The organism is Ectobacillus polymachus (assembly GCF_048159605.1).
Classification (GTDB): Bacteria; Bacillota; Bacilli; order Bacillales; family Bacillaceae_G; genus Ectobacillus; species Ectobacillus polymachus.
Genome location: NZ_JBLREB010000004.1, coordinates 87,620 through 109,115, shown reverse-complemented (window position 1 = coordinate 109,115; position 21,496 = coordinate 87,620). Strand labels below are relative to the sequence as shown.

Annotated in this window: 16 protein-coding genes; 3 read left to right on the top strand and 13 right to left on the bottom strand. The window is 38.0% G+C overall.

The genetic code is table 11. The features are described 5' to 3' along the window. The first annotated feature begins 3 nt into the window (after positions 1-3). Positions 4-687 carry an amino acid ABC transporter permease gene (locus ACM5BR_RS15630; protein ID WP_416828938.1) on the top strand — a complete coding sequence of 228 codons (684 nt, stop codon included), beginning with the start codon at positions 4-6 and terminating at the stop codon, positions 685-687. An 18-nt stretch (positions 688-705) separates the two neighbouring features. Further along, positions 706-1,452, top strand: coding sequence for an amino acid ABC transporter ATP-binding protein (locus ACM5BR_RS15625; RefSeq protein ID WP_416828937.1), 747 nt, complete (start codon positions 706-708; stop codon positions 1,450-1,452). Between the two features lie 244 nt (positions 1,453-1,696). On the opposite strand, the gene ACM5BR_RS15620 is transcribed toward ACM5BR_RS15625, so the two are convergent. The 12 genes from ACM5BR_RS15620 to ACM5BR_RS15565 form a co-directional block, all read right to left on the bottom strand. Next, on the bottom strand, positions 1,697-4,336 hold the full coding sequence (locus ACM5BR_RS15620; protein ID WP_416828936.1) for a YhgE/Pip family protein: 2,640 nt from the start codon (positions 4,334-4,336) through the stop codon (positions 1,697-1,699). A gap of 180 nt (positions 4,337-4,516) precedes the next feature. Continuing rightward, entirely contained in the window at positions 4,517-5,968 is a 1,452-nt protein-coding gene (locus ACM5BR_RS15615) for an RNA-guided endonuclease InsQ/TnpB family protein (RefSeq protein ID WP_416828935.1), read from the bottom strand. A gap of 219 nt (positions 5,969-6,187) precedes the next feature. Then, entirely contained in the window at positions 6,188-6,979 is a 792-nt protein-coding gene (locus ACM5BR_RS15610; protein WP_416828934.1) for a YhfC family intramembrane metalloprotease, read from the bottom strand. Positions 6,980-7,040: 61 nt separating this feature from the next. Then, positions 7,041-7,583, bottom strand: a complete 543-nt coding sequence (locus tag ACM5BR_RS15605) for a helix-turn-helix domain-containing protein (protein WP_416828933.1) — start codon at positions 7,581-7,583, stop codon at positions 7,041-7,043. 338 nt (positions 7,584-7,921) lie between these two features. Continuing rightward, the gene (locus tag ACM5BR_RS15600; RefSeq protein WP_416829060.1) at positions 7,922-11,374 is read right to left on the bottom strand and encodes an OmpL47-type beta-barrel domain-containing protein; all 3,453 of its coding nucleotides are present in this window, start codon (positions 11,372-11,374) and stop codon (positions 7,922-7,924) included. 258 nt (positions 11,375-11,632) lie between these two features. Continuing rightward, entirely contained in the window at positions 11,633-12,466 is an 834-nt protein-coding gene (locus ACM5BR_RS15595; protein WP_416828932.1) for a DUF3974 domain-containing protein, read from the bottom strand. 32 nt (positions 12,467-12,498) lie between these two features. Then, positions 12,499-13,548, bottom strand: a complete 1,050-nt coding sequence (locus ACM5BR_RS15590; protein WP_416829059.1) for a toxic anion resistance protein — start codon at positions 13,546-13,548, stop codon at positions 12,499-12,501. Positions 13,549-13,733: 185 nt separating this feature from the next. Beyond that, entirely contained in the window at positions 13,734-14,858 is a 1,125-nt protein-coding gene (locus ACM5BR_RS15585) for a glycerate kinase (RefSeq protein ID WP_416828931.1), read from the bottom strand. 60 nt (positions 14,859-14,918) lie between these two features. Continuing rightward, the gene (locus tag ACM5BR_RS15580) at positions 14,919-15,104 is read right to left on the bottom strand and encodes a hypothetical protein (protein WP_416828930.1); all 186 of its coding nucleotides are present in this window, start codon (positions 15,102-15,104) and stop codon (positions 14,919-14,921) included. Between the two features lie 144 nt (positions 15,105-15,248). Further along, positions 15,249-15,836: a carboxymuconolactone decarboxylase family protein gene (locus tag ACM5BR_RS15575; protein ID WP_416828929.1), complete on the bottom strand. Its 588-nt coding sequence runs from the start codon at positions 15,834-15,836 to the stop codon at positions 15,249-15,251. A gap of 47 nt (positions 15,837-15,883) precedes the next feature. Then, positions 15,884-16,240, bottom strand: coding sequence for a helix-turn-helix transcriptional regulator (locus tag ACM5BR_RS15570; RefSeq protein WP_416828928.1), 357 nt, complete (start codon positions 16,238-16,240; stop codon positions 15,884-15,886). Positions 16,241-16,897: 657 nt separating this feature from the next. Then, positions 16,898-17,521, bottom strand: coding sequence for an alpha/beta fold hydrolase (locus tag ACM5BR_RS15565; RefSeq protein ID WP_416829058.1), 624 nt, complete (start codon positions 17,519-17,521; stop codon positions 16,898-16,900). Between the two features lie 345 nt (positions 17,522-17,866). On the opposite strand from ACM5BR_RS15565, the gene ACM5BR_RS15560 reads away from it, so the two are divergent. Then, the gene (locus tag ACM5BR_RS15560; protein ID WP_416828927.1) at positions 17,867-18,145 is read left to right on the top strand and encodes a hypothetical protein; all 279 of its coding nucleotides are present in this window, start codon (positions 17,867-17,869) and stop codon (positions 18,143-18,145) included. A 190-nt stretch (positions 18,146-18,335) separates the two neighbouring features. Here ACM5BR_RS15560 and ACM5BR_RS15555 read toward each other — a convergent pair whose 3' ends face one another. Then, positions 18,336-21,470, bottom strand: coding sequence for an efflux RND transporter permease subunit (locus ACM5BR_RS15555; protein ID WP_416828926.1), 3,135 nt, complete (start codon positions 21,468-21,470; stop codon positions 18,336-18,338). Between the last annotated feature and the right edge of the window lie 26 nt (positions 21,471-21,496).

Here is a 21,496-nt window from a genome sequence, read left to right as displayed (position 1 = left end):
CATATGGTAAATATAGATCAAGCACAACGTATTATAGGAATCCTTAGCGATTCCTTTTTCCCTATTTTAAAAGCCGGTTTGGATTATACGATTCCATTAACACTCATTACGTTTCTACTAGGAACTTTACTGGCTTTTGTAACAGCCTTAGCTCGTTTATCCAGTAATAAACCACTTATCATTCTTGCAAAATTTTATGTATGGATATTCCGAGGAACACCATTGCTTGTGCAATTGTTCATTCTGTTCTACGGACTGCCAAGCCTTGGCTTAACATTGAATCCATTCACGGCTGCAATCATTGGCTTTACTTTAAATGTAGGTGCATATAGCTCTGAAATTATTCGGGCAGCTATTCTCTCCATTCCAAAAGGCCAATGGGAAGCTGCGTATTCTATAGGTATGACAAAATTTCAGGCGATGCGACGTATTATTTTACCGCAAGCAATACGTGTTTCCATTCCGCCTTTAGGAAATTCCTTCATTTCACTTGTTAAAGATACTTCTCTCGCTGCAACGATTACGGTAACGGAATTGTTCCAAAAGGGGCAAGAAATTGCTGCAAATACGTACGAACCTCTATGGTTATACATTGAAGTTGCATTCATTTATTTGATGTTTAGTACGGTGCTTTCGTATTTCCAAGCGAAGCTTGAAAATCACTTTGATCGAAAAACAGCAAAATAAGCGGGAAGGAGGATTCAAATGATACACATACAACAATTACAGAAAAGTTTTGGGGATTTGAACGTGCTAAAGGGGATTGATATCACTGTAGAGAAAGGCTCAACAACCGTTATTATCGGACCGTCTGGTTCCGGCAAGACGACGCTACTACGTTGCTTAAATTTACTCGAAATACCAGATGGAGGATCTATCGAGCTTGGAGATACGATAATCGATTTCTCATCAAAAAAGAAGCTGTCCCATGGGGAAATGACCGCTGTTCGGAAGAAAACAGGGATGGTATTTCAAAGTTATAATCTCTTCCCCCATTTGACAGCACTGCAAAACATAATGGAAGGCCAACTTGTGGTGCTAAAGCGCTCAAAGGAAGAAGCTCGCAAAAATGCGATGCATCTTCTGGAAAAGGTCGGCTTACTTGACCGTGCTGATATGTATCCTCATCAGCTCTCTGGCGGGCAACAACAGCGTATCGGCATTGCACGCGCAATGGCAATGAATCCAGAAGTGTTACTCTTTGATGAGCCAACTTCAGCACTTGATCCTGAACTCGTTGGCGAAGTCTTAAAAGTCATAAAAGATTTAGCGAAAGAAGGCATGACAATGGTCATTGTCACCCATGAAATGAGATTTGCACAAGAAGTGTCAGATCAAGTGATTTTCATGGATCAAGGAATTGTCGTAGAAAAGGGTACTCCAGAAGACATTTTTATAAATCCCAAAAACCCTCGTACCCTTCAATTCTTAAATAAAGTTCATGCAAGATAAAGTGAAACTTCCCTAGGTGGGGGTTTTCTCTCATCCCCCACCTAGGGTTAGCCCGACCAATACGGACTTTTACGGGCAGTTGTCCCCCACTTAGTCTTCTCCGATTACTAAGCCTTGAAGTGGGGGGCTTACTGCCCGTTAAAGCGGGATAAAGTGAAACTTCCTCAAGGTAGGGGGGCTTACTGCCGCGAATAGCGGGATAAACAAAAGGTTTCTGCCATAATTGGCAGAAACCTTTGTTCTATTAGTGAATTAACTTACTTCCTTTTGCGTTTTCAACAAACTTTCGGCTCGACTTATTAATTGGCTTTTTCAAGACCAGTGCAAATATAAGCATAACACCGACCCAGACACACAATGCGAGAAGATCTTTCCATACAATATCCCACAGCATACCGCCAACTGTTTCACGAATCATACTAATCGCATACGTAAACGGTAAAAATGGGTAAATAGCCTGGAAGAATTTCGGTGTCATCTGAATTGGGAATGTTCCACCTGAACCGGCAACTTGTAGTACGAGTAAAATAACCGCCAGTGACTTCCCGATGTTTCCAAATACAGAAACGAGCGAGTAAACAATACAGACGAATACCCCACTAATCAACATACTAAATAGAACAAACCAGAATTTATCTACTACATAAGTACCTAGTAAAAACATATCGCCCATTGCTACGATAAACGCCTGTGCAAGGCCAATCGTTAAGAACGTTAAAAAGCGCCCAAAGTAAATGTGATAAAATCTATGCTCCGCATCTTCCTCATGTACTTCTACTGTTAACAATGAAACCATAAGTAATGCCCCTACCCATAACGCTAGCACTGTATAGAACGGCGACATCGCTGAACCGTAGTTCGGTATTGGGTATAACTTATTCTCTTTTAAGTTTACTGGGTTTGCGAAATAATCACTTTGTTTTTCTACGTCATGCTTTAACAAACGGATGACATCATTTATATCTTCTTGTGATTGAAAGTCGCGGATTTTATTAGCAATGTCTGTTATTTTCTTCTGTGCATCAGGAAGCTCAGCTTTTACCTTTTCAACTTCATCTTTGCCAAGAGTTAAACCTTTCGATGCATCTTCTAATACTTTTTTCACATCAGGAAGACTCTTATTTGCTTCACTTAAGATTGTTGATGTATCTTTTGACATTTGTTTCGTACGTTCAATAGCATCGTTGAAACTTGGAACAATTTCGGAATCATACTTTCCTAAAATGTCACCTAATGCCCCTGAAGCACTTTTAGATGCAGCATTTATACCATCAACTACATCCTTTGCAGGTTTCTGACCTTTATTGATTGCATCTAATGCTAAATTGGCCCCGTCGATTCCTTTTTGGAAATCGCCTTTTACTTTGTTTAATTGATTAATTGTACTTGGTATATTTGTTGTTTTATTTAAATCTCCAGCAATTTTATCTACATCATTTAATACAGGAATAATCCCGTCTATCACTTGGATCCCCGCTGATAAACTTGCTTTTAAAGAATTCAATCCGTTGTTCGCTGGGTCTAAATCTACGCCCGGTTGTTTTAATTGACCCAAATCAGGCCATGTTCCTAAAATACCGTCGATAATCGTAATTCCATCTTTAGCAGCTTGATCTATTGCATTTATCGCATCTTGCGACGGCTGTTGCCCTTGATCTATAGTCTTAATCATATTATCAATCTTCATACTTGTGTTATCTAATACAGTTTTTAAACCTTTCAGTCCATCAATATTATCATTGAAGATTGTTGTGTTATATGTTTCATTAAGAGTTTGTAATAATGAAATGATTGTATCTACTTGTTGACTTCTAACATCAATTTGATTTTTAATGATTTGAAGATTTTGTTTTGTCGTTTTAGGATCAACAACATTATTTTGTTTCATAGCATCTGCCAATTGTTGTGTAGATACTAACACTTGTCGAGTAGATGCTAAAAAGCTTTTTACAGTTTTTGATGATTCGGTTAATGTTTGTTCGTTAATATTTGCTAAATCTAAATTCCCTGCTGGATTTTTCAAGAACTCTGTAATTTGCACGGCACCATCTGCAGACTGTTTTAGAAATATTAGATTGTTTTTTATTGCTTCTGGTGCAGCTTCTAACGTTTTCGTATTCTGTGCAAAAAACACATCTAAATCCTTCGTCATTGCTTGTCCATCTCGAATGACATTCTCAACCGTCGGTAATGTGTCTTGCGCTGTTTTTACAAGTTTTTGTGCCGCACTGGCATCCGTTAATGCTGTATCAACCAAATTATTAATATCCGGAAACTGCGCTTCTAATTTAAAAACAAGTTCTGTTACTTTTTCAATACTTGGCAAATTCGTTTGTAAATCAATCCCAAGTTCATTAAAAATTTTAAAAATCTCACCGTTTGCTGTTTTTACGAAGTTTTTGTCTATTTCCTGTACAACACCTGATGCACCTGATGACGTAATCTTTGGTGCAATAGCATTGACTTTTTCATTCACATAATATTGAAGCTCTGGTTTTTGCGGATTATCACTTAATACCGTTGCAATTTTTTCGGAGAAATCTTTTGGGATGGTAATACTTGCGTAATAATGGCCATGCTTTACACCATCTATGGCCTGCTTCTCATCAACGAACTTCCAACCAAGGTTTTTGTTCTCTTTTAAAGAATCAACAACCTCTTTCCCTATATTAATATCTTTCCCGCGTAAAGTTGTACCAGTGTCTTCATTAGATACTGCAATGGGAATATCTTTCGTATTTCCATAAGGATCCCACGAGGCTTCAATATTAAACCACGCATATAGCGATGGTAAAATTGTAAGCCCCAATATTATAACAATTGCAGCCCAATGTTTTGCCACATTCCGTATATCTGTCGTATAAATACTCCATATTTGTTTCAAATTATCAATCACCTAATACTATGTTTTTTCTTTTTCCCAAATTCATACATACATTGTGACATTATAGCATTGTTTACCAAAAATTTTCAATTGAAATATTAATATCTATACTTTCCTAATGAAAACTCCTGCCACTTATCTCCTTCGGATCTTGAAGTGGGGGTTTCTCGTGTATCACCTTTAGTAGATGCTTAACACGAGTGGAGTTGACACAGCTGCCTGATGGCACAACCCCTCTATTTCATTGGCAAACGCCTTTGAAACTGCTTTTTTTAGGATATTATAGGAACCATTCACATCTGCGTTCAGTAGTTTGTTTTCTTTCGTACGATACAAACCACGTTTAATACGTTTTCCACTGAATACAGGAATGTCTTCCTCACCGTAAGTAGGGATCGCATCATTGTCTAGAAAGGATGCCTTACTTGTGTACGATTCTTCCACTACTTGCACAGGAATACCTTTTCGTTTTGCCTTATAGGTGATCATTTCAATAAGTAGATTGTGGGGGATATGGCAAAAGGATTGATTCTGTCGTTTTCCTATATTACTGTTTTGTTTCCATGAAGTATTTTTCCCAATCACAATCATAGAAATCTTATGTTGAACTGCGAAATGAACAATGTGGTAACTGGTTTTGTGAAAGAAATCTTTTATTTTGAGAAACCGTTTCTCATGAAGCCTCTCTAAACGCGCGGATGTGTGTGGTCCTTCTTTTGGTTCTTTTCCATGACGAAGAATCCCCAGTAAATAAGACTTTTGCTTGTTGTAGTATTGATTGATACTTTTGATGACATTGCCCTTTACTAATACAGGAGTAGCTCCTGTATTCGTTACAATAGTTGCAATGTTATTGGTTCCTAAATCCATACTCATATAGCGATGATTGTCGACATGTTCAGGTGCTGTATTGGTTTCTTCTGTCACAATTTCCACTATAAACTTCCCGTAAGCAGGAGACACCCGTACCTCTTTAAGATTTTTGATAATCCCGAACAATTTACCGATATTTAATTTCAGGCTTGTTTTAGGAAAACGAATGTACTTCTCTTGGAGTTTACAAACTTGATTCGTGAATATAACTTCTCTCATAGATGATTTGATATAGTTTGGAATGCGAGGTCTGCCAGTAAAAGTGGAAGGCTGTTTCTGATATAATTTCATAGAAGCAAAGAATGATTTCCAGTTTTGAAATAACTTCTTCATGACCGCTTGATTCGTTTGCGCTGGCAAGTTTATATAATCTTGTTGTTTCATTGTTTTAAACAAACAATCTAGGAAGTTATACGATAGGGATGATTGCTCTTTTGTCGGCAATGTAAATAGATTACACTTGATTTTTTTCCGTTTTTCAACAGGCTTTTTTTTCTGCCTTTGCACGCGTTTTTGGTACGCACGCAGTTGATTTTCATTCATGATTTCAATATGTTCTTGTAATGTATGGAGAACTTCTTGTTGAAGTGGCTGTAGTGGTTTATCCGTACGTAAGGCCGTATACACTTGGCGAATATAGAAGTTTGTTGTATTGTAAAGATTTTTTGCGTTTTGACACATTTCTAGGAAGTAAGGGTATAACTTATGACCTTTCTTGATCCTAATTTGATAAGTTGCATATTCTTTTTCTTTCTTCATAATTTTCACCTCCTTCTTTCCTTCATAATACTACAAAACCCCAAAAAAGAACATACATTCGTATTAATACAAAACGATATTTACAAATGCGATTCATCCCCTCCTTAAACTGTGCTTATGCCCTGCACGTTTTGAAGGCGGGGTTTTCTTGCCTATTTTTCGATAAAGTGAAAATTCCATCAGTTCCTTTAAATAGCGGGATAAGAAAAAGAGGCTGATTTATTCAGCCTCTTTTTCCTTAGTATGCTCTTCTTTCGTTTTTCGTATATATAGGACAGATACAATTGCCATGATAATGATAAATACTTCTGCAATAACGATGTTCAGACCTATTGTTTTATGGTAAACAGCTACGAAGTTAAAAGCCGTGTGAAGCAGAATAGCAAGCCCTACATAGTGAAGTTTCTTCGAATTGATTGCATATAGTACAAGTAAGGATAAAGCCACTTGAAGTAAAAATGCTCCAATCCGTTCTATTCCACCAAACAAACCATTTGTAAGAGTAAGTGCTTCTAAACTATTTTTTACCGATGCAATCATTTCAGGAGATGCTGTTTTACTGTAAATAGCATCAAATTGACCAGAATTAATGAGATTTGCAGATATCATACTTTGAATGCTGCTCATGAGACCAACTAGAAGCGCTTCAATTCCTCCATGACCAAGACCATACGCTAATCCATCTTTACGTTCACGATTTTCTCCTAAAAATATCATAAACCCTGCATATCGTCCAATTTCCTCAAACACACCAGCCGCTAATGCCCCATATAAAGCATACCAATACGGATTATTTTTAATTACTGCTGTTATTGGATTAACATTCAAAATATAAGCATTCAATGCCGGTTCAAAAACTTGTGAAAAGGCAATAAAAACCATTACCCCAACAGCAATTGGGCGAAGCGAAATAGAATACTTTCTGTTCAAATATGTAAATGCTGCAATTGGGATTAAAGCTGCGATCAGAGCTTGTATCACTAGACCAGCAATAGCTGCATGACTTACCATGTTCCTTCCTCCTTATATATGCTCTCTAATCATTGTTCTATCATGTTCCGTACTTCTTGTTTCACTCTCCTCCCATCTTTACTTCTGGAATAATGATGGTAGATATCGTTCGCTTTCTTCTATCTTGAGATGGCTCGTATTGAAGTGCTTGTTTAAATATCTCCTGAAGTGATTGAATAAATTCCGTAAATTCTTTATCACTCATATACAGATCAGCCTGACGAATCATTACTCCATCTCGCAGTATATCGATCCTTTCTTGATTTACATACTTTCCAAAATCATTAATCAATGTTCCAACAAATTGTATAAATGTTGTCATCTTGTCTTCTTTCGAGCTTTTTTCAAATTCTTCTGCTGAAAGATTCATTCCCTCTCTGGAAATTGCGTACACTTTTTCAACTGTACCACGGATTTGGTTTTCGGATACAACTTCGATAATGCCACCTTGAACTAATCTGTTTAAGTGACGATACAAGGTTGCTTGCGGAATATCTGGCAGTTTCTCTCCAATTTCTTGTACCGTTCGTTTTCGATCACCAACAAGCGTTTGCAGGATCGATATCCGTACAGGATGTAAGACAAGCTTTGCCTTCTCATTCATTGCTATCACCTCTATTTCATACCAATGAATTCTAAATCATTTTCCGAAAACAATATATTATCATTATCAATAATGATAATATTACTTTCTCCATCTTTTTTCAATAATTTCCTCATTCCAATAAAGTGAAACTTCCCTCGGTGGGGGTATTCTCTCATCCCCCACCGAGGGTTAGCCCCACCAATACGGACTTTTACGGGCAGTTGTCCCCCACTTAGCCTTCTCCGCTCTCTCTAAAACCTTGAAGTGGGGGTCTTACTGCCCGTTAAAGCTGGATAAAAAAAGGATGTCTCCAAAAGGTCATTATATTTGACCTTTCGAGACACCCTTTGCCTGTGTTATAACTGTGTTCGAATGTTCTGTATATCCGATAAAAGCAATAAAGCAAAACGAGAAGAAATTGATTTTCCAAGCTGTGCTCTGACTTCATTTTCTAATGCTTGTAATTTGTTTTGTTGCGCTTGTTTCGTAGGTGCTTCCTTAATCCCTTCTATTTTAGCTTGAAGACTCGATACCGTTCCTTGCTTTTGAATGTCATTATTGTTAAAACCAATTGACAATAACTCACTTAAGTGCGAAATATCGATTTTATTTTCTAACGTAAACGTCTGGCTTGTTTTATTTCCCGCATAATCTTCCACATTGACAGTGAATACATGCGATCCTACTAATAAGGATAATGGCGAAACAGTATCTAAACTATCAATAACACGACCATCTAGTGTGTATTGGACTGTTTTTACGCCGCTTAAGGCATCCTCAACTTTTACAGTTACAGGGACCTTCGCATCGGTTTGATAGAACGATGTTGCCCCTTCCATCGTTATAGTTGGTGCTTGCTTATCTATCCAGATTGGAAGTGTTTTGCTGTTTTCTACGTTTCCAGCTTTATCAATGGAACGATAGTCAAGACTATATTTTCCTTCTTCAGAAAGGATAACTTGTCCAGCTACTGTAATCCAATCTCCACCATCTAATCGATATTCTGTTTTTTCTAGCCCTGATCCATTGTCATTTGCAGTAAATGTTACTGTAACGTCCCTCGTATTATATTGATTTTCACCAGATACTCCATCAACGACTGCGTTCGTTACAGGTGCTTGCTTATCAATCCAGATTGGAAGTGTTTTTGCTTCTTCTATATTTCCAGCTTTATCAACCGAACGATATGCAAGGCTATGTTTTCCTTCGTCTGAGATCGTCACTGACCCATTTACCAATGTCCACTCTCCGCCATCTACTTGGTACTCCGTCTTTGCTACTCCTGAACCATTGTCATCGCTTGCTGTAAACGTTACTGTAACGTCTTTCGTATTATATTGATTTTCACCGGATACTCCATCAACGACTGCGTTCGTTACAGGTGCTTGCTTATCAATCCAGATTGGAAGTGTTTTTGCTTCTTCTGTATTTCCAGCTTTATCAACAGAACGATATGCAAGGGTATGTTTCCCTTCGTCTGAGATTGTCACTGGTCCATTTACCAATGTCCACTCTCCGCCATCTACTTGATACTCCGTCTTTGCTACTCCTGAACCATTGTCATCGCTTGCAGTAAACGTTACTGTAACGTCTTTCGTATTATATTGATTTTCACCGGATACTCCATCAACGACTGCTGTTGTAACAGGCGCAGTGGTATCTGCCAATTCAAAATTAGCAAATTCTAACGGCTTTAACTGATACATTCCTTTAAAAATAGAAGAAATTCCGGTAATGTTTACCGAGCTTCCCTCTGGATATTGTTGTTGAAATGCAGACTGAGATATACCTGTTCGACCATCCACCCGAACATGTGTCGTTCCATATTGACCGACCGCATCAAATTCAAATGAACCTGCTGGAGCAGCAGAGACAACATTATGAATCACTACATTTTCAATTTTAATAAGACGTCCCTGGTTTTCATTCGTAACCGCTCCTTGCACCTCAGGTTTCGGCAATGTAGAAGTACCGATCTTCTTTAGTACAACTGGATCGCTTAGCTCGACTTCTCCATTAAATGTTGTTTTGACAGCACTGATGGAGATTCGGTCACCTTTATGAAATCCTGCTGTGTTTTGATAAACGTAAATTCCTGCAGCATCGTCCTGTAAATAAAAACCTTGTCCACCAAATCCACCGGGCTCAGATGTAATCACACCTTCAATCGTAACAAGCGTATTATCTGCAGCTTGTCTCGCAGCTAGAATGGAAGTAGGTGCTGGTACAGGGATTGTATCTCCTGGTAATTCTTCAGCTGGAACATTTGCAATGTTTACACTTTCTGTAATCACATTGTTTGTGCCTTGTTTCAATCGTAAATTTGCTGCCCCTTGCTTTCCTGGCTTAATTTTCACTGTTAATTCCTTCGAAGCATGACCAGTGGCATCTGCAGTAAGTGTAAGGTCAGGACTATACCCGTAAGCAGACCATGTACCATCAGCGTTTTGAAATTGGGCAATTTGCTCTCCGCTTGCTAGATATATACCTGCTTTGAGGCTTGTTTGCGATTGCCCTGGTAATAAATTATCTGCTGTTACGCGAATTTTAAATTCCTGCTGACTTGGCAATGTTGCTTGATGTACAAATTTATACACTGGATTCGTGCTCGGTTGCGTCGTAGAACCATATGATCCTGGCTTAAACGTAGATGGATCATACCACTTATATCCAGGATCTGGAGCAGCCCATGGTTCTGATTGCGGCTCTGTGGAAGAAGCAGGATCTTCCATCGGAAGCAGCTTTGTCGGTTGATCGAGCTGTAAACCTGGAACTTCCGTTAAATTCGTATAACTCTCCTTTTGCGAAAGCCATTCTACTGTTTGTACTAAAAACTTACCGTCGTTAACTTCTTTAAAACCATCATACGTTGTTTTTGCTTTTCCATTCTCTTCTCGTAAATATTTTGGTGTAGCATCTTCTACTGGTGAAGAGTCTCCAATAAATGCCGCCTTTCCTTGTCCAACTTTGGAAATAGCAGCAAACGCACCTTCAGCTCGGCCACCGCCATTATACACACCTTGATCTACCGCTGAAGACCATGAAGGAACTCCTGTTGGTATGTATACGATACCCTTTGCTTTTTGCGGGTCAAGTATTGCAAGTGTAGAACCTGCATGCATAGCAACTGCACTGATACCTTTTGTAATACCAAATGATTGGTCAGCAGTTACAATATCCGTTGCATTTACATCACCAATTGCATTATAACGAAAACGAATCCCGAAATTCGATCCAAGCCAATCAGAGCTTGATACTCCTTGCATTGCTGGCGAATTTGCTTCGTCTGAGGTCATACCTTTTGCCGGATTCGTATAGGCACCGCGTCTATATCCATTCATTACTTCAGATGCATCCCAACGATTTTTATTACGGTCTGCATTGTAATGGTCTGCAATAAAGAAAATACTTCCCCCATTTTGCACATATTGAAGCATCGCATCTTGCTCGGATTGTTTATACGGGATGTTTGCTTCTCCGATAATAAATACATCATAGTTTTTTAGTTTATCATAGGTAATGGCTTGTTCTCCAAATGTATACGGAATTTGACGATCCAATTGTTCTACCGTAAATCCATCGGCTTTTAAGCCGTCAGCAAAATCCGAAAAAGCACCGTCAATAACCCAGTCGGCTGCTCCTGCCGTTTGACCATGAGTATTGTCAAATAATACTTTCTTTCCTGTAGAAACTTCTACTTGATTTGTTACAGTACTGGTAGCTGCAGATACTGCTGGTATAAATGAGATCATATTACATGCGAATACGAATACAGCTAACACAATTACTGCAAACTTATTTCGAAACATTTTACCCATTTTTTCACTCTCCTTCTATTTTTTAATATTCCAACAAATTGATTATACGTTGCGCATTCCATTAAAACTTTATAGTTATGTAAAGAATTTATTAATATTATAATTTTTATAAATTAAGAGAAATATATTATATTAAGTAAAATAAAGGAAGTAATTGAATGCAAAAAACCTCTTATCATCTCTGCTCTACGAAAATGATTCCGTATGGAGCATTGATAATAAGAGGCTTGGTTCTCCATTCTTTCATCGTTAATTTTGATACAATTTTTCTCTTGCAGTCCGAATCTTTACATGTAACGCATCTTCAACCGATTCGTATATACTCATTTCAGCCTGTTTCAAGGCTTCTTGAAATTCCTTCAAAAACACAGCTAATTCTTGCTCTTTCCCAAGTCGTTGCGAAGGAGGCAACTGAGAAATAAGCTCCAGCATATTAGGTAGATCCTTTGTTAAAAACATTTCGTATTTATGCTGCTGCTCATACATTTTGTTAGCCCGGTAATACGGAATACTTTGCATGACTGACGTTACAATCTCATCAATTGTGTGCTGCAAAGTTATATTTACTACCTTTTTATAGTGCCCAATTTGCGAAAGCACTTCCGCATACTCATCAAAGAAAAAAAGACGATAGAAAGATAAATCATGCTTCTTAGTTGGATGGTAATATTCCTCTTCCATATAGTCATGTAACTTGGAAACCGTTTGATCTACATCCTCTTTCGTAAAGCTTCGCTTATGCCGAACTGTACTATGAAGCCTCTTCTGCTCTTCCTTAGAGAGAGATGAGATAATATATCCTTTCGTTACATCGTCGCTAGCACTAAATAGAACAGTCAGCGTTCCTACATCTTGCATACCATCCGTCCGCATCCACTGGCGAAATAACGCACTACGTGAAAACTCATTCAAAAAAGGATACGATTGATTGGAAACACGTACTAGTGATTCTGTTGCTCGTTTGTATGGCTTTTTCCAAGAATAATATAACCTCCGACCTAGAAACACGAGTACAATAACAGTAGTCAAACCAATCGCGACTAGTATCCAAAGAATCATGAATAACAATGACATAATATGCATAGAATCACCTCCAAGTCTTTCTTACATCCTTATTACTTCGTCACATAAGGAATCAGTTTCTTCTTCATTTCATCATTAAAGGCATCGATCTCTTTCACGAACGTCTTACTTGACTGAATAATCCGTTCTGAAGATTCTTCTGAAGCCTGCAGGGCAGCAAAAACATTATCAAATGATTCACGAAGCTTGTCCATTCCAATCGCTGGATTTTCAAGTAAACGTGTTGTCTCTTCTGTATTTTGCTTTAAGGCACGAGAATTGCTAAGTATCATCGTTTCAATTGCTTCATTCGTTGCATTTACGGCATCAATACTCTTACGTTGATTAGCAAGTGCAAGCTGAATGGAAGCAGAAATCGTAACGACATTTTGCGTCATCGAAACAGCATTTCGAATCGCTTCTAGCAGTTTCTCATTGTTTTTCTTTATGATATCAATAGATGCAATGGACTGCAAAAGAATGCTTTTCGCTTGCTGCATATTGCGGGTACGAACAAGTATTTTCTCAAGCGCATCATTAATAAGCGTTATATCCTTGCTTCGTTCTGGCTTTTGCCGTTCTTCTTCTAGCATTTCGGAAAGTCTTCTACCAAGATACACTTGTTTATCAAGCGCTTCTATTTTTTGAATAGATCGTTCCTTTAGTACCTGTAAGCCAACACTATCCTCTTGAAGATTATCACGGCCAACTAACAATGATTTAATAATTGCCTCAATTTGTTTATCAATGGATTGATATTTCAACATATAAGATTCTAACGGATTTTTGCGAAGCACTTTATACATAACACGTTTCAATCCTGATGAATTCGCAGAATTCGGATCTAGCTGAGAAACAACCTTACGTAGTTCAAGCAATGTACTTGGTATTTCATCATTTTTCCCATTCATCATTGCTACAACCGGCTGTTTAAGAGCAGTTAGCGTTTCTCCTGCTTCTCGTTGTTCTTTATCACCAAGTGCTGCTAGCTGAGCTAATACATTCGAAATATCAATATTTCGTTCACTATTTAACTTTTGCACATATAAATCAGCTTCTTTGTTTAGCTTTGTGAGCTCTTCTTCTTTCACAATCAGCTCCACAGGCTCCTCAGTAGAAGCAGTTAGAAGTTCTTTATTTTGGTTATCCAAATGAATCCCTCCTTGACTACCAATACTACTATTGTAGACGAAAAATACAGGATTCACCATACATGCGCTGTCAAAAAGAGTAGAAAGAACAAAAAAACGTATTCAAACGAAAGATTTCCTTCATACCCTTTTGCGCATCAACGCTTACTTATAGCTACTAATGAAAAAATTTGTCGCGTTGTTATTCGTAAATTGTGAAAGGTTTCTTCTTCCTTCATTGCTTCTTCGAATGACATAGGTGCGGGAGTAATCGAAAAATAGGCGGTTAGTCCAAGTTTTGATAAATCGCCGGCAGCTGCTCCTGCCAAACCAATTACAGGCACATCATACTTTTGTGCCAGTCTTGCTACACCTTGCGGAACCTTTCCCATTACGGTTTGCAAATCAAGCTTACCCTCTCCTGTAATAACAAAATCTGCTCCCTGCATATGATCTTCTAGCTTTGTCATCTCCAGCACTACATCGATGCCAGACTCTAGTACACCATGTAAAAAGAGAGCGAACGCAGCCCCCAATCCTCCTGCAGCTCCGGCTCCAGCTATTTGCACATTTTGGTGGATCGTTGTTTCCACCACTTTCGCAAAATGTTTAAGACCTGCATCCAGTTCTTCCACCATCCTAGGCGTTGCCCCTTTTTGCGGAGCAAAGACGCAGGCCGCGCCCTTTTGTCCATACAACGGATTCGATACATCACAGGCTACCTGAAACGTACAAGCATGCAGCAAGGGATGAACGTGATCAAACAAAATCGTTCGAATGGATTGAAGCTCCTTCCCTCCAAAGCCAACCTCTTGTCCGTTCTCATTTCGAAAGGAAAATCCAAGCGCCTGCAGCATGCCAATCCCAGCATCATTCGTCGCACTTCCGCCAAGCCCAATTAGAAAACGACGACAGCCTCTTTCCATCGCATCACGAATCAGTTCCCCCACACCGTACGTCGTCGTTTCTAACGGATTTCGTTTTTCCTCTGGAACAAGCGGTAATCCGCATGCCGCTGCTACTTCGATGACTGCCATATCTTCTGCCAATCCATAGGAAGCTTCCAACCGTTCCCCAAGAGGTCCCGTTACTTCGGCCTTTACCATCTGTCCATGCAGAGCCGCCACCAGTGCTTGCGCCGTGCCCTCCCCTCCATCTGCCATGGGCATCGCAACAATTTTTGCATCTGGATATACGTCTGTAATCCCTAGAGCAACCGCCTGTGCCGCTTGTATAGAGGCAATGCTACCTTTAAAGGAATCAATAGCAATAATAACTTTCATTGGTACACCTTCTTTCTATGCAAAATACCACTTTGTCTCGCCACAATTGAAATCCACCTCTTATTTTTTAGAAGTTGATTTATTGGGAGAAGTAAATAACCACATAAGAATTTCATAAAACACTACTGTAAACAATGTCTGTATAATATTTTCAACCCATTTGAATTGATTGTAATTTACATAGTCAAAATACATAAGAACAATGTACAGCGTTATCATAAGAATGAATGGTCTCTTATATTGCATATCTGATTATCCCTCCCATTTAGGTGACAACACAAAAACACCTCCGATTCATGTACTGATTCCAGTGTAACATTTGCGAAGGTGTTGTATATTGTCTTATTCATTACAAACCAACCCTGTTCAAATAGACCTTGTTGGTTCGTTTTAGATAATAGGAAATTTTACGAGACTTAATAATAAACTATGAAGAAGAGCAACAGGCAAAAACAATAGAATGCTTAAAATCATCGTAATTTCGTAAAAGAAATTGCTTTTTTGAATCGGTTTTCCGCACAAACGACTACGAAAGGCACTTAAGGGGATGCCATACACATTCCCAACCATAATGGCACGGATGGCACCTAAAATGCCTAAAGCCTTTGTTTTTCCATACGTATCTATAATCCTTTGCCACGATTCAGTGGAAGGATTACCTTTTGTATCTGCATAATGTTGTGCAAAAAGGAGTGCCGGAGCTTCCTCCTCAGGAACCTTCTCCTTATTTCCAGACAAAAGCATCTGTATCTCTTCGTTACTCATTCCTTGCTCGAGTGCTATTTTTGTATGCGCATAAGAGCAAATTTCACACCCATTCACTTCCGTTACCGCCAGCATAATTCGTTCTATAAACTCCATCGATATTTGCTTACTTCTTTTATTTTTCACCATATAAGGAATGGTTCTAATTCCTTTATAAAGGGCGACGTAAAACTCACGAGCTGAATACTTTTTTTTATAAAATTCCTGTCCCATTGTATTCTCCTGATCTTTGTCTTTTATACTCTTTACATAAATTATGACTACAACGATTCATTAGGTCTGCTCAATTGTTCGTACTCGCGTAAGAAATAAGTTAGATTTGCAACTCTGTCTTCAATGTCCTGCTTGCATTCGTCTAATTTCTCCCATCCGAGCGAAGTCATATGATAAATCCGCTTGGCCGGCCCCGCTTCACTTGTGTCCCATACCGACTCGACAGCGCCGTGTTTCTCCATTTCTTGTAAACAGCGATACACTGCACCCGTATCTGTATGAAAGGACGGGAGGCTTTCCTGTAAGAAAGAATGAATTGCACCCCCGTGCATAGCTTTCTGCGTAAGCGCCAATAGAATAAATGCTGGCAAATGACGATAGCCTTGCCCTCGTTTTGCAACCAATACAGCCACCTCCCTATCAACTACACCTTACTGTTAATTACAGTATACTGCATAGTATAGTATTATACTAGTCAAATACAAGGGGCCGTCTAAAAAGTCCCTAAAATAACAGTGTCAACGAAAAAAAATTTGTTTTTCGTTGACACTTTTTCACTTTCAATAGACTGTGGGCCATTGCCACGATGCCGAATTCCGCTCTTACTTTATCTAAGCCGTGAAGTGAGAATCGACGGAACGACAGTTTCTTATTGAATGTCTAGTGGTAGGCTCTGATTGGACCGCGGAGGTTTTATCGACGAAATCGATATATTTATCAACGAAAAAGCATCGTTTATCGACGAAAATTAAAATATATCGACGAAAAGAAGACTTTTATCAACGAATTCCCTTGATTTATCGATTATTCGCAAAATCCGACACGTTTCGCCCCTCGCACCACTCAGTTCATACGCCCCCAACTTATTCCGAAATACTCGCTTCAAACGCTGCTTGCAGCTGTTTTGTGATTGTTCCTGGAATGTCTGCTCCAATTTGCTAGCCATCTAGCTGAATCATTGGCATGACTTCAATGCCGGTTGAGGTAAAGAAGCATTCATCGGTCTGAAGGACATCCTCTTGTATACTTTGATATTCTTAAATTTCTCATCATGATAACTCTTACTTGAATTTTCCTTCCTTTAAAAATGCATCTATCCATATTGCTGTTTCTACTTGATGATGTATTTCTTTGTGCCCATAAGGTAATATCATAAAATCTTTTAAATTTGGCAAATAAACCGATTGGACTTCAACTCTACCGTCATTTTTATCCCCAATTAATTTTCCTAATAAAAGATTATTTTTATCACCTGCAATTGCAGCAATTTCAATTCCAGAGTAATTCTCGGTATTAAGTTGTTCAGCGTATTCATAACTTAGAGATTTCAATGTCTTATAAATTTCTACATATAACTTAACGTTCCCAGCAAGATTAGCCAATTTACTGCCTTTATTAGGTGTCGCGATAAGTACACATCTCCCAATTCTATGGGGATATTTCGTACTAGCGATAAATTTCCTAATAACTAATCCACCTGTACTATGACCAACCAAATCGATTTTTTCATCTTCTTTTGAATCTAATTTAATTATCTCTTCTAACATATCCTCTAGAACCAGTGCTGAAAATTCAATTTCTTTATACGTAAGTTCCAAATCTGGTGAAATACAGTCATATCCCAATAATTCTAAGTTTCGCTTCAACGGCTTCATGTCTTTCGAATTTTTATTAAATCCATGCAGTAATATTACTTTTATAAGAAAGCCCCCAATTTCGTACTTTTTTATATCATTTCGTATTCATTATCACTTGAAGTAAAGTGGATAACCTTCTAAAATAGGGCTTCCCACTCCTTAACATAACGTTAACTGTACTCATATACTATTATTTCCAGCTGGATCCGTATGAACCAGGATGTGCTGCTTTCAATTGATTGTAAAATCATTTCATTGCATTAGTAAGAGTTTTTTGACTTGTTTTGTCGGATGAATTGATTTTTATTTACATTCTATTACAATTATAGAAAAACATTGTAAACATATTGTAAATACGAGGATAAACACTTTACAAACGAAGGGGGTCTTAGGATGAAAATCAATGAATATTGTGGTGTATTAGATATGTCTATTTTACAATTTATCTTTTCTATCTCGAATGATATTCATGAGAAGATTACACAAAAAAAGTTGTTTTATAAAGAACAAATTATACGCTATGTACAAAAGCGTATTGATATCTTCTTCAAACAGCATCATTTAAAAAGCGCCTTATTACAAACATACAAATCAGAAGTGTATAACACGATTATGTTTAGATTAAAAAACGAACTAAAAGAGCATCCTGCCATTTTCCAAGTTGTACAATGACAGCTATGACATAATAATAGAGAATTTTCCTTTCTAAAAGTCTCCCTCCATCCACTTATAGCCATTCCATGTATCAACCAATTTTTCTATCGTTTTTAATCTCGGAGCTCATTTGAACTTTTCCGTTCTTGCAAGAAAAAAATGCACTGTTTTACAGAATTCTGTAAAACAGTGCATTTTATAAATTCTATCAAATATCATCTGAAATGTTTTTTCTAAACTTGCCTACCATTGCATATAAAACTGGCACAAATACAAGTGTTAAAAGGGTAGATGTTGTTAAACCGCCAATTACGGTAACCGCTAGTCCCTTTGAGATTAAATCAGATGATGAACCTGACACAGCAAGAGGGATAAGCGCAAATACGGTCGCAAAGGCTGTCATTAAAATCGGACGTAACCGTGTTTTTGCAGCTTCTACAATAGCATCCCCTATCTCCAAGCCGTGCTTTCGATTTGTTTCCACACGATCCAGCAGTACGACTGCATTGGAAACAACGATACCAATAAGCATTAACAAGCCAATTAAGGCGCTCATAGAAAGAGATTGTCCGCTTATAAGTAATCCTCCTAAAGCTCCAATTGGAATGAAAATAAGGGAGGATAAAATGACAAGCGGCGTTAAAATTCCGCCAAATGTAAAGCTTAATACTAAGAAAACAAGCCCAATTGCTGATACCATAGCAATACCCATGCTAGAAAAACCATCACTAATCATTTTTAAACCGCCGCCAAATGTAACGTCCACTCCATTTGGTAAAGACAGAGCTTTTACATCTTTTTGTACGCTTTTTGATACTTGGGCAGTATTATTTCCCTTTATATCAGCAGAGATTTTTACAAGCGGTTTGCCATCATCATGATACAACGTTGTAGGTGCCTGTACTTCTTGTAGCGTTGCTATTTCTCCTACTGTCTTCTTACCTGTTGGTGTATTGATTTCGATATTTTCTATGTCTTCTTTCGATGTCGGTTGTTTATTGTAACTTACGGTTACTTCTTGTTGTGTTCCATTTACTTCATATTCACCTACCGAAACAGGTGACAAATACTCATTAATGGCTTGCATAACTGCTGTATAAGGAACCCCTGCATCATCATTTAGGACAAGCTTCCATTTCGTTTGTACGTCACTTACATTGCTTGAAATGTTTTTAAGCTGATCATTTTTCTTTAATAATTGTACAACTTCATTCGATGCATCTGTAAGTTTATTGTTATCAGAACTGTACAGCTGAATATCAATATTATTTCCTGCTTGCATTCCGTTTTGCTGATTTTCAGTTACCGTTACAGTAGAATCTTTATATTTTCCCTTTGAAATCTCATCTATATTTTTTTGATATTTACTTAATAAGGAATCGGCATCCTGACCATCCTTTAATTGAATAAGGAATGTAATTTTATTTTTGCTACTACCAATAAACATTTCATGCCCATTGGCAATACCAATCGAAACTTGACTATAATTAATCTCGTTTTGATCTTTCAAATACGATTCTATTTGTTTCGCAATATCATCCATCTGTTCCACACTTACTGATTTCGGTACTTCTACTACCGCTTGCATAGCAGTTGCCTTACTTGCTGGCAAGAATGCAACACCTATTTTCGGAATCATTGCAAACGAACCCACTAACAGTAAAATCGATACAGTAACAACAATCCATTTTTTCCGTAACGAAGCTCTAAGAAACTTCTCATACAGAGCAACGAGCTTTCCTTCTTTGTTGACAGGCTTCACTTTTTTAAAGAACATGCTTCCTAGTATAGGAATTAATAGTAAAGCAACAATCAAGGAAACAGAAATAGAAAACACGACTGCAAGCGCAAATGGTCTAAATATTTCCCCAATCATTCCAGTAACAAAGGCAATTGGCACGAACACGACAAGTGTCGTAAGTGTGGAGGCTGTAACAGCTCGCATCACTTCTTTTGTCGCATACAGGGCTACCTGCTTCATGCTAAGTTCGTTTCCTTTTTCTTGACGCCAACGATATATATTTTCAATGACAACAATACTATCATCAATAATACGACCAACGGCAATCGCCATACCGCCTAGTGTCATAATATTAAGAGTGTAATTCGTTTGTTGCAGCAAACTAATTGTAGCCAAAATAGATAATGGCAACGATATAATCGAAATCAATGTAGCACGAATATTACGTAAGAACAACAAGATAATAACTACGGCAAATAAGACGCCATAGCCCCCTTCTTTTAAAAGAGAGGAAATGGACTGATCTACTTCTTTTCCTTGGTCCTGAACAGTATAAGTTGTAACACTATTATTCTTCTGGAATGCATTGATTTTATCTTTTACCTGATTCACTACTTGAGCTGTATTCGCATCTTGTGTCTTTGTTACAGAAAGTAGGTAACTTTCTTTTCCATTAAATCGAGTAATTTCTTGCTGATCAGTTGCATCCTTAATGGTAGCAATATCAGAAAGCTTTACTTTTTGCACAGAAGAAGCAGAACTGCTTATTGTTTGACCGGCAGAGGCTGCTGCATTACCCATCATTTGTCCAGATGCAGCATTACCCAAACCTGCTTGCTTTACAGCTGCCTGCCCTAAGTTCGTTGCTCCACCTGAAATTTCGATTTGATTTAAGTTGTCAGTAGTCGCAGTAGATCCTTCTAAATCAAGTGGAATTTTCGTTCCATCTTGATTTACTTGACCGAGAGAAACTTTATAATTTTTTGCTTGAATCGCATCTTTAATATTTTGTAATGAAATACCATATTCTTTTGCTTTATCTTGATCAACTTCAATAGATATCTTATGCGTTTTCGTACCGTCAACCGTTACATTTCCTACACCCTCCACTTTCTCAAGGCTTGGAACAAGATCGTCTTCAATTGCCTTTTGCACATCTTGATTTGAACCGTTTGCAGAAAGAGCAACTTCATAGATAGGCTGAGCACTAGCGTCAATTTTTTTTACTTCAACTTTAGCGCCATCAGGTACCTTTACTTTACTAACCGCATCATCCAGCTTTGTTTTTTGTTTATCCATATCCGTACCAAACGGATACGTAATGGCTATATTTGCGGTATTATTACTGGACGTACTCGTTAACGTATCATATCCTCTTTGTTGTTTAATCGCATCTTCAAGAGGATTTGTTAGCTGTTCCTCCAATTCACCCGCAGAATGATTCATATACGTAACTTGAACAAATAAAGCTGGAAATGAAATATTCGGAAACGTTTCGACCTTGATCTTGTTAGTAGCATAAATACCACTAATCAATACAAGTACAACAAGTATCATAATAGCCACTGTGTTTTTCAAACTCAGCTTTAAAACCTTACTCACACGTAACACTCCTTCTTCAATGGTAA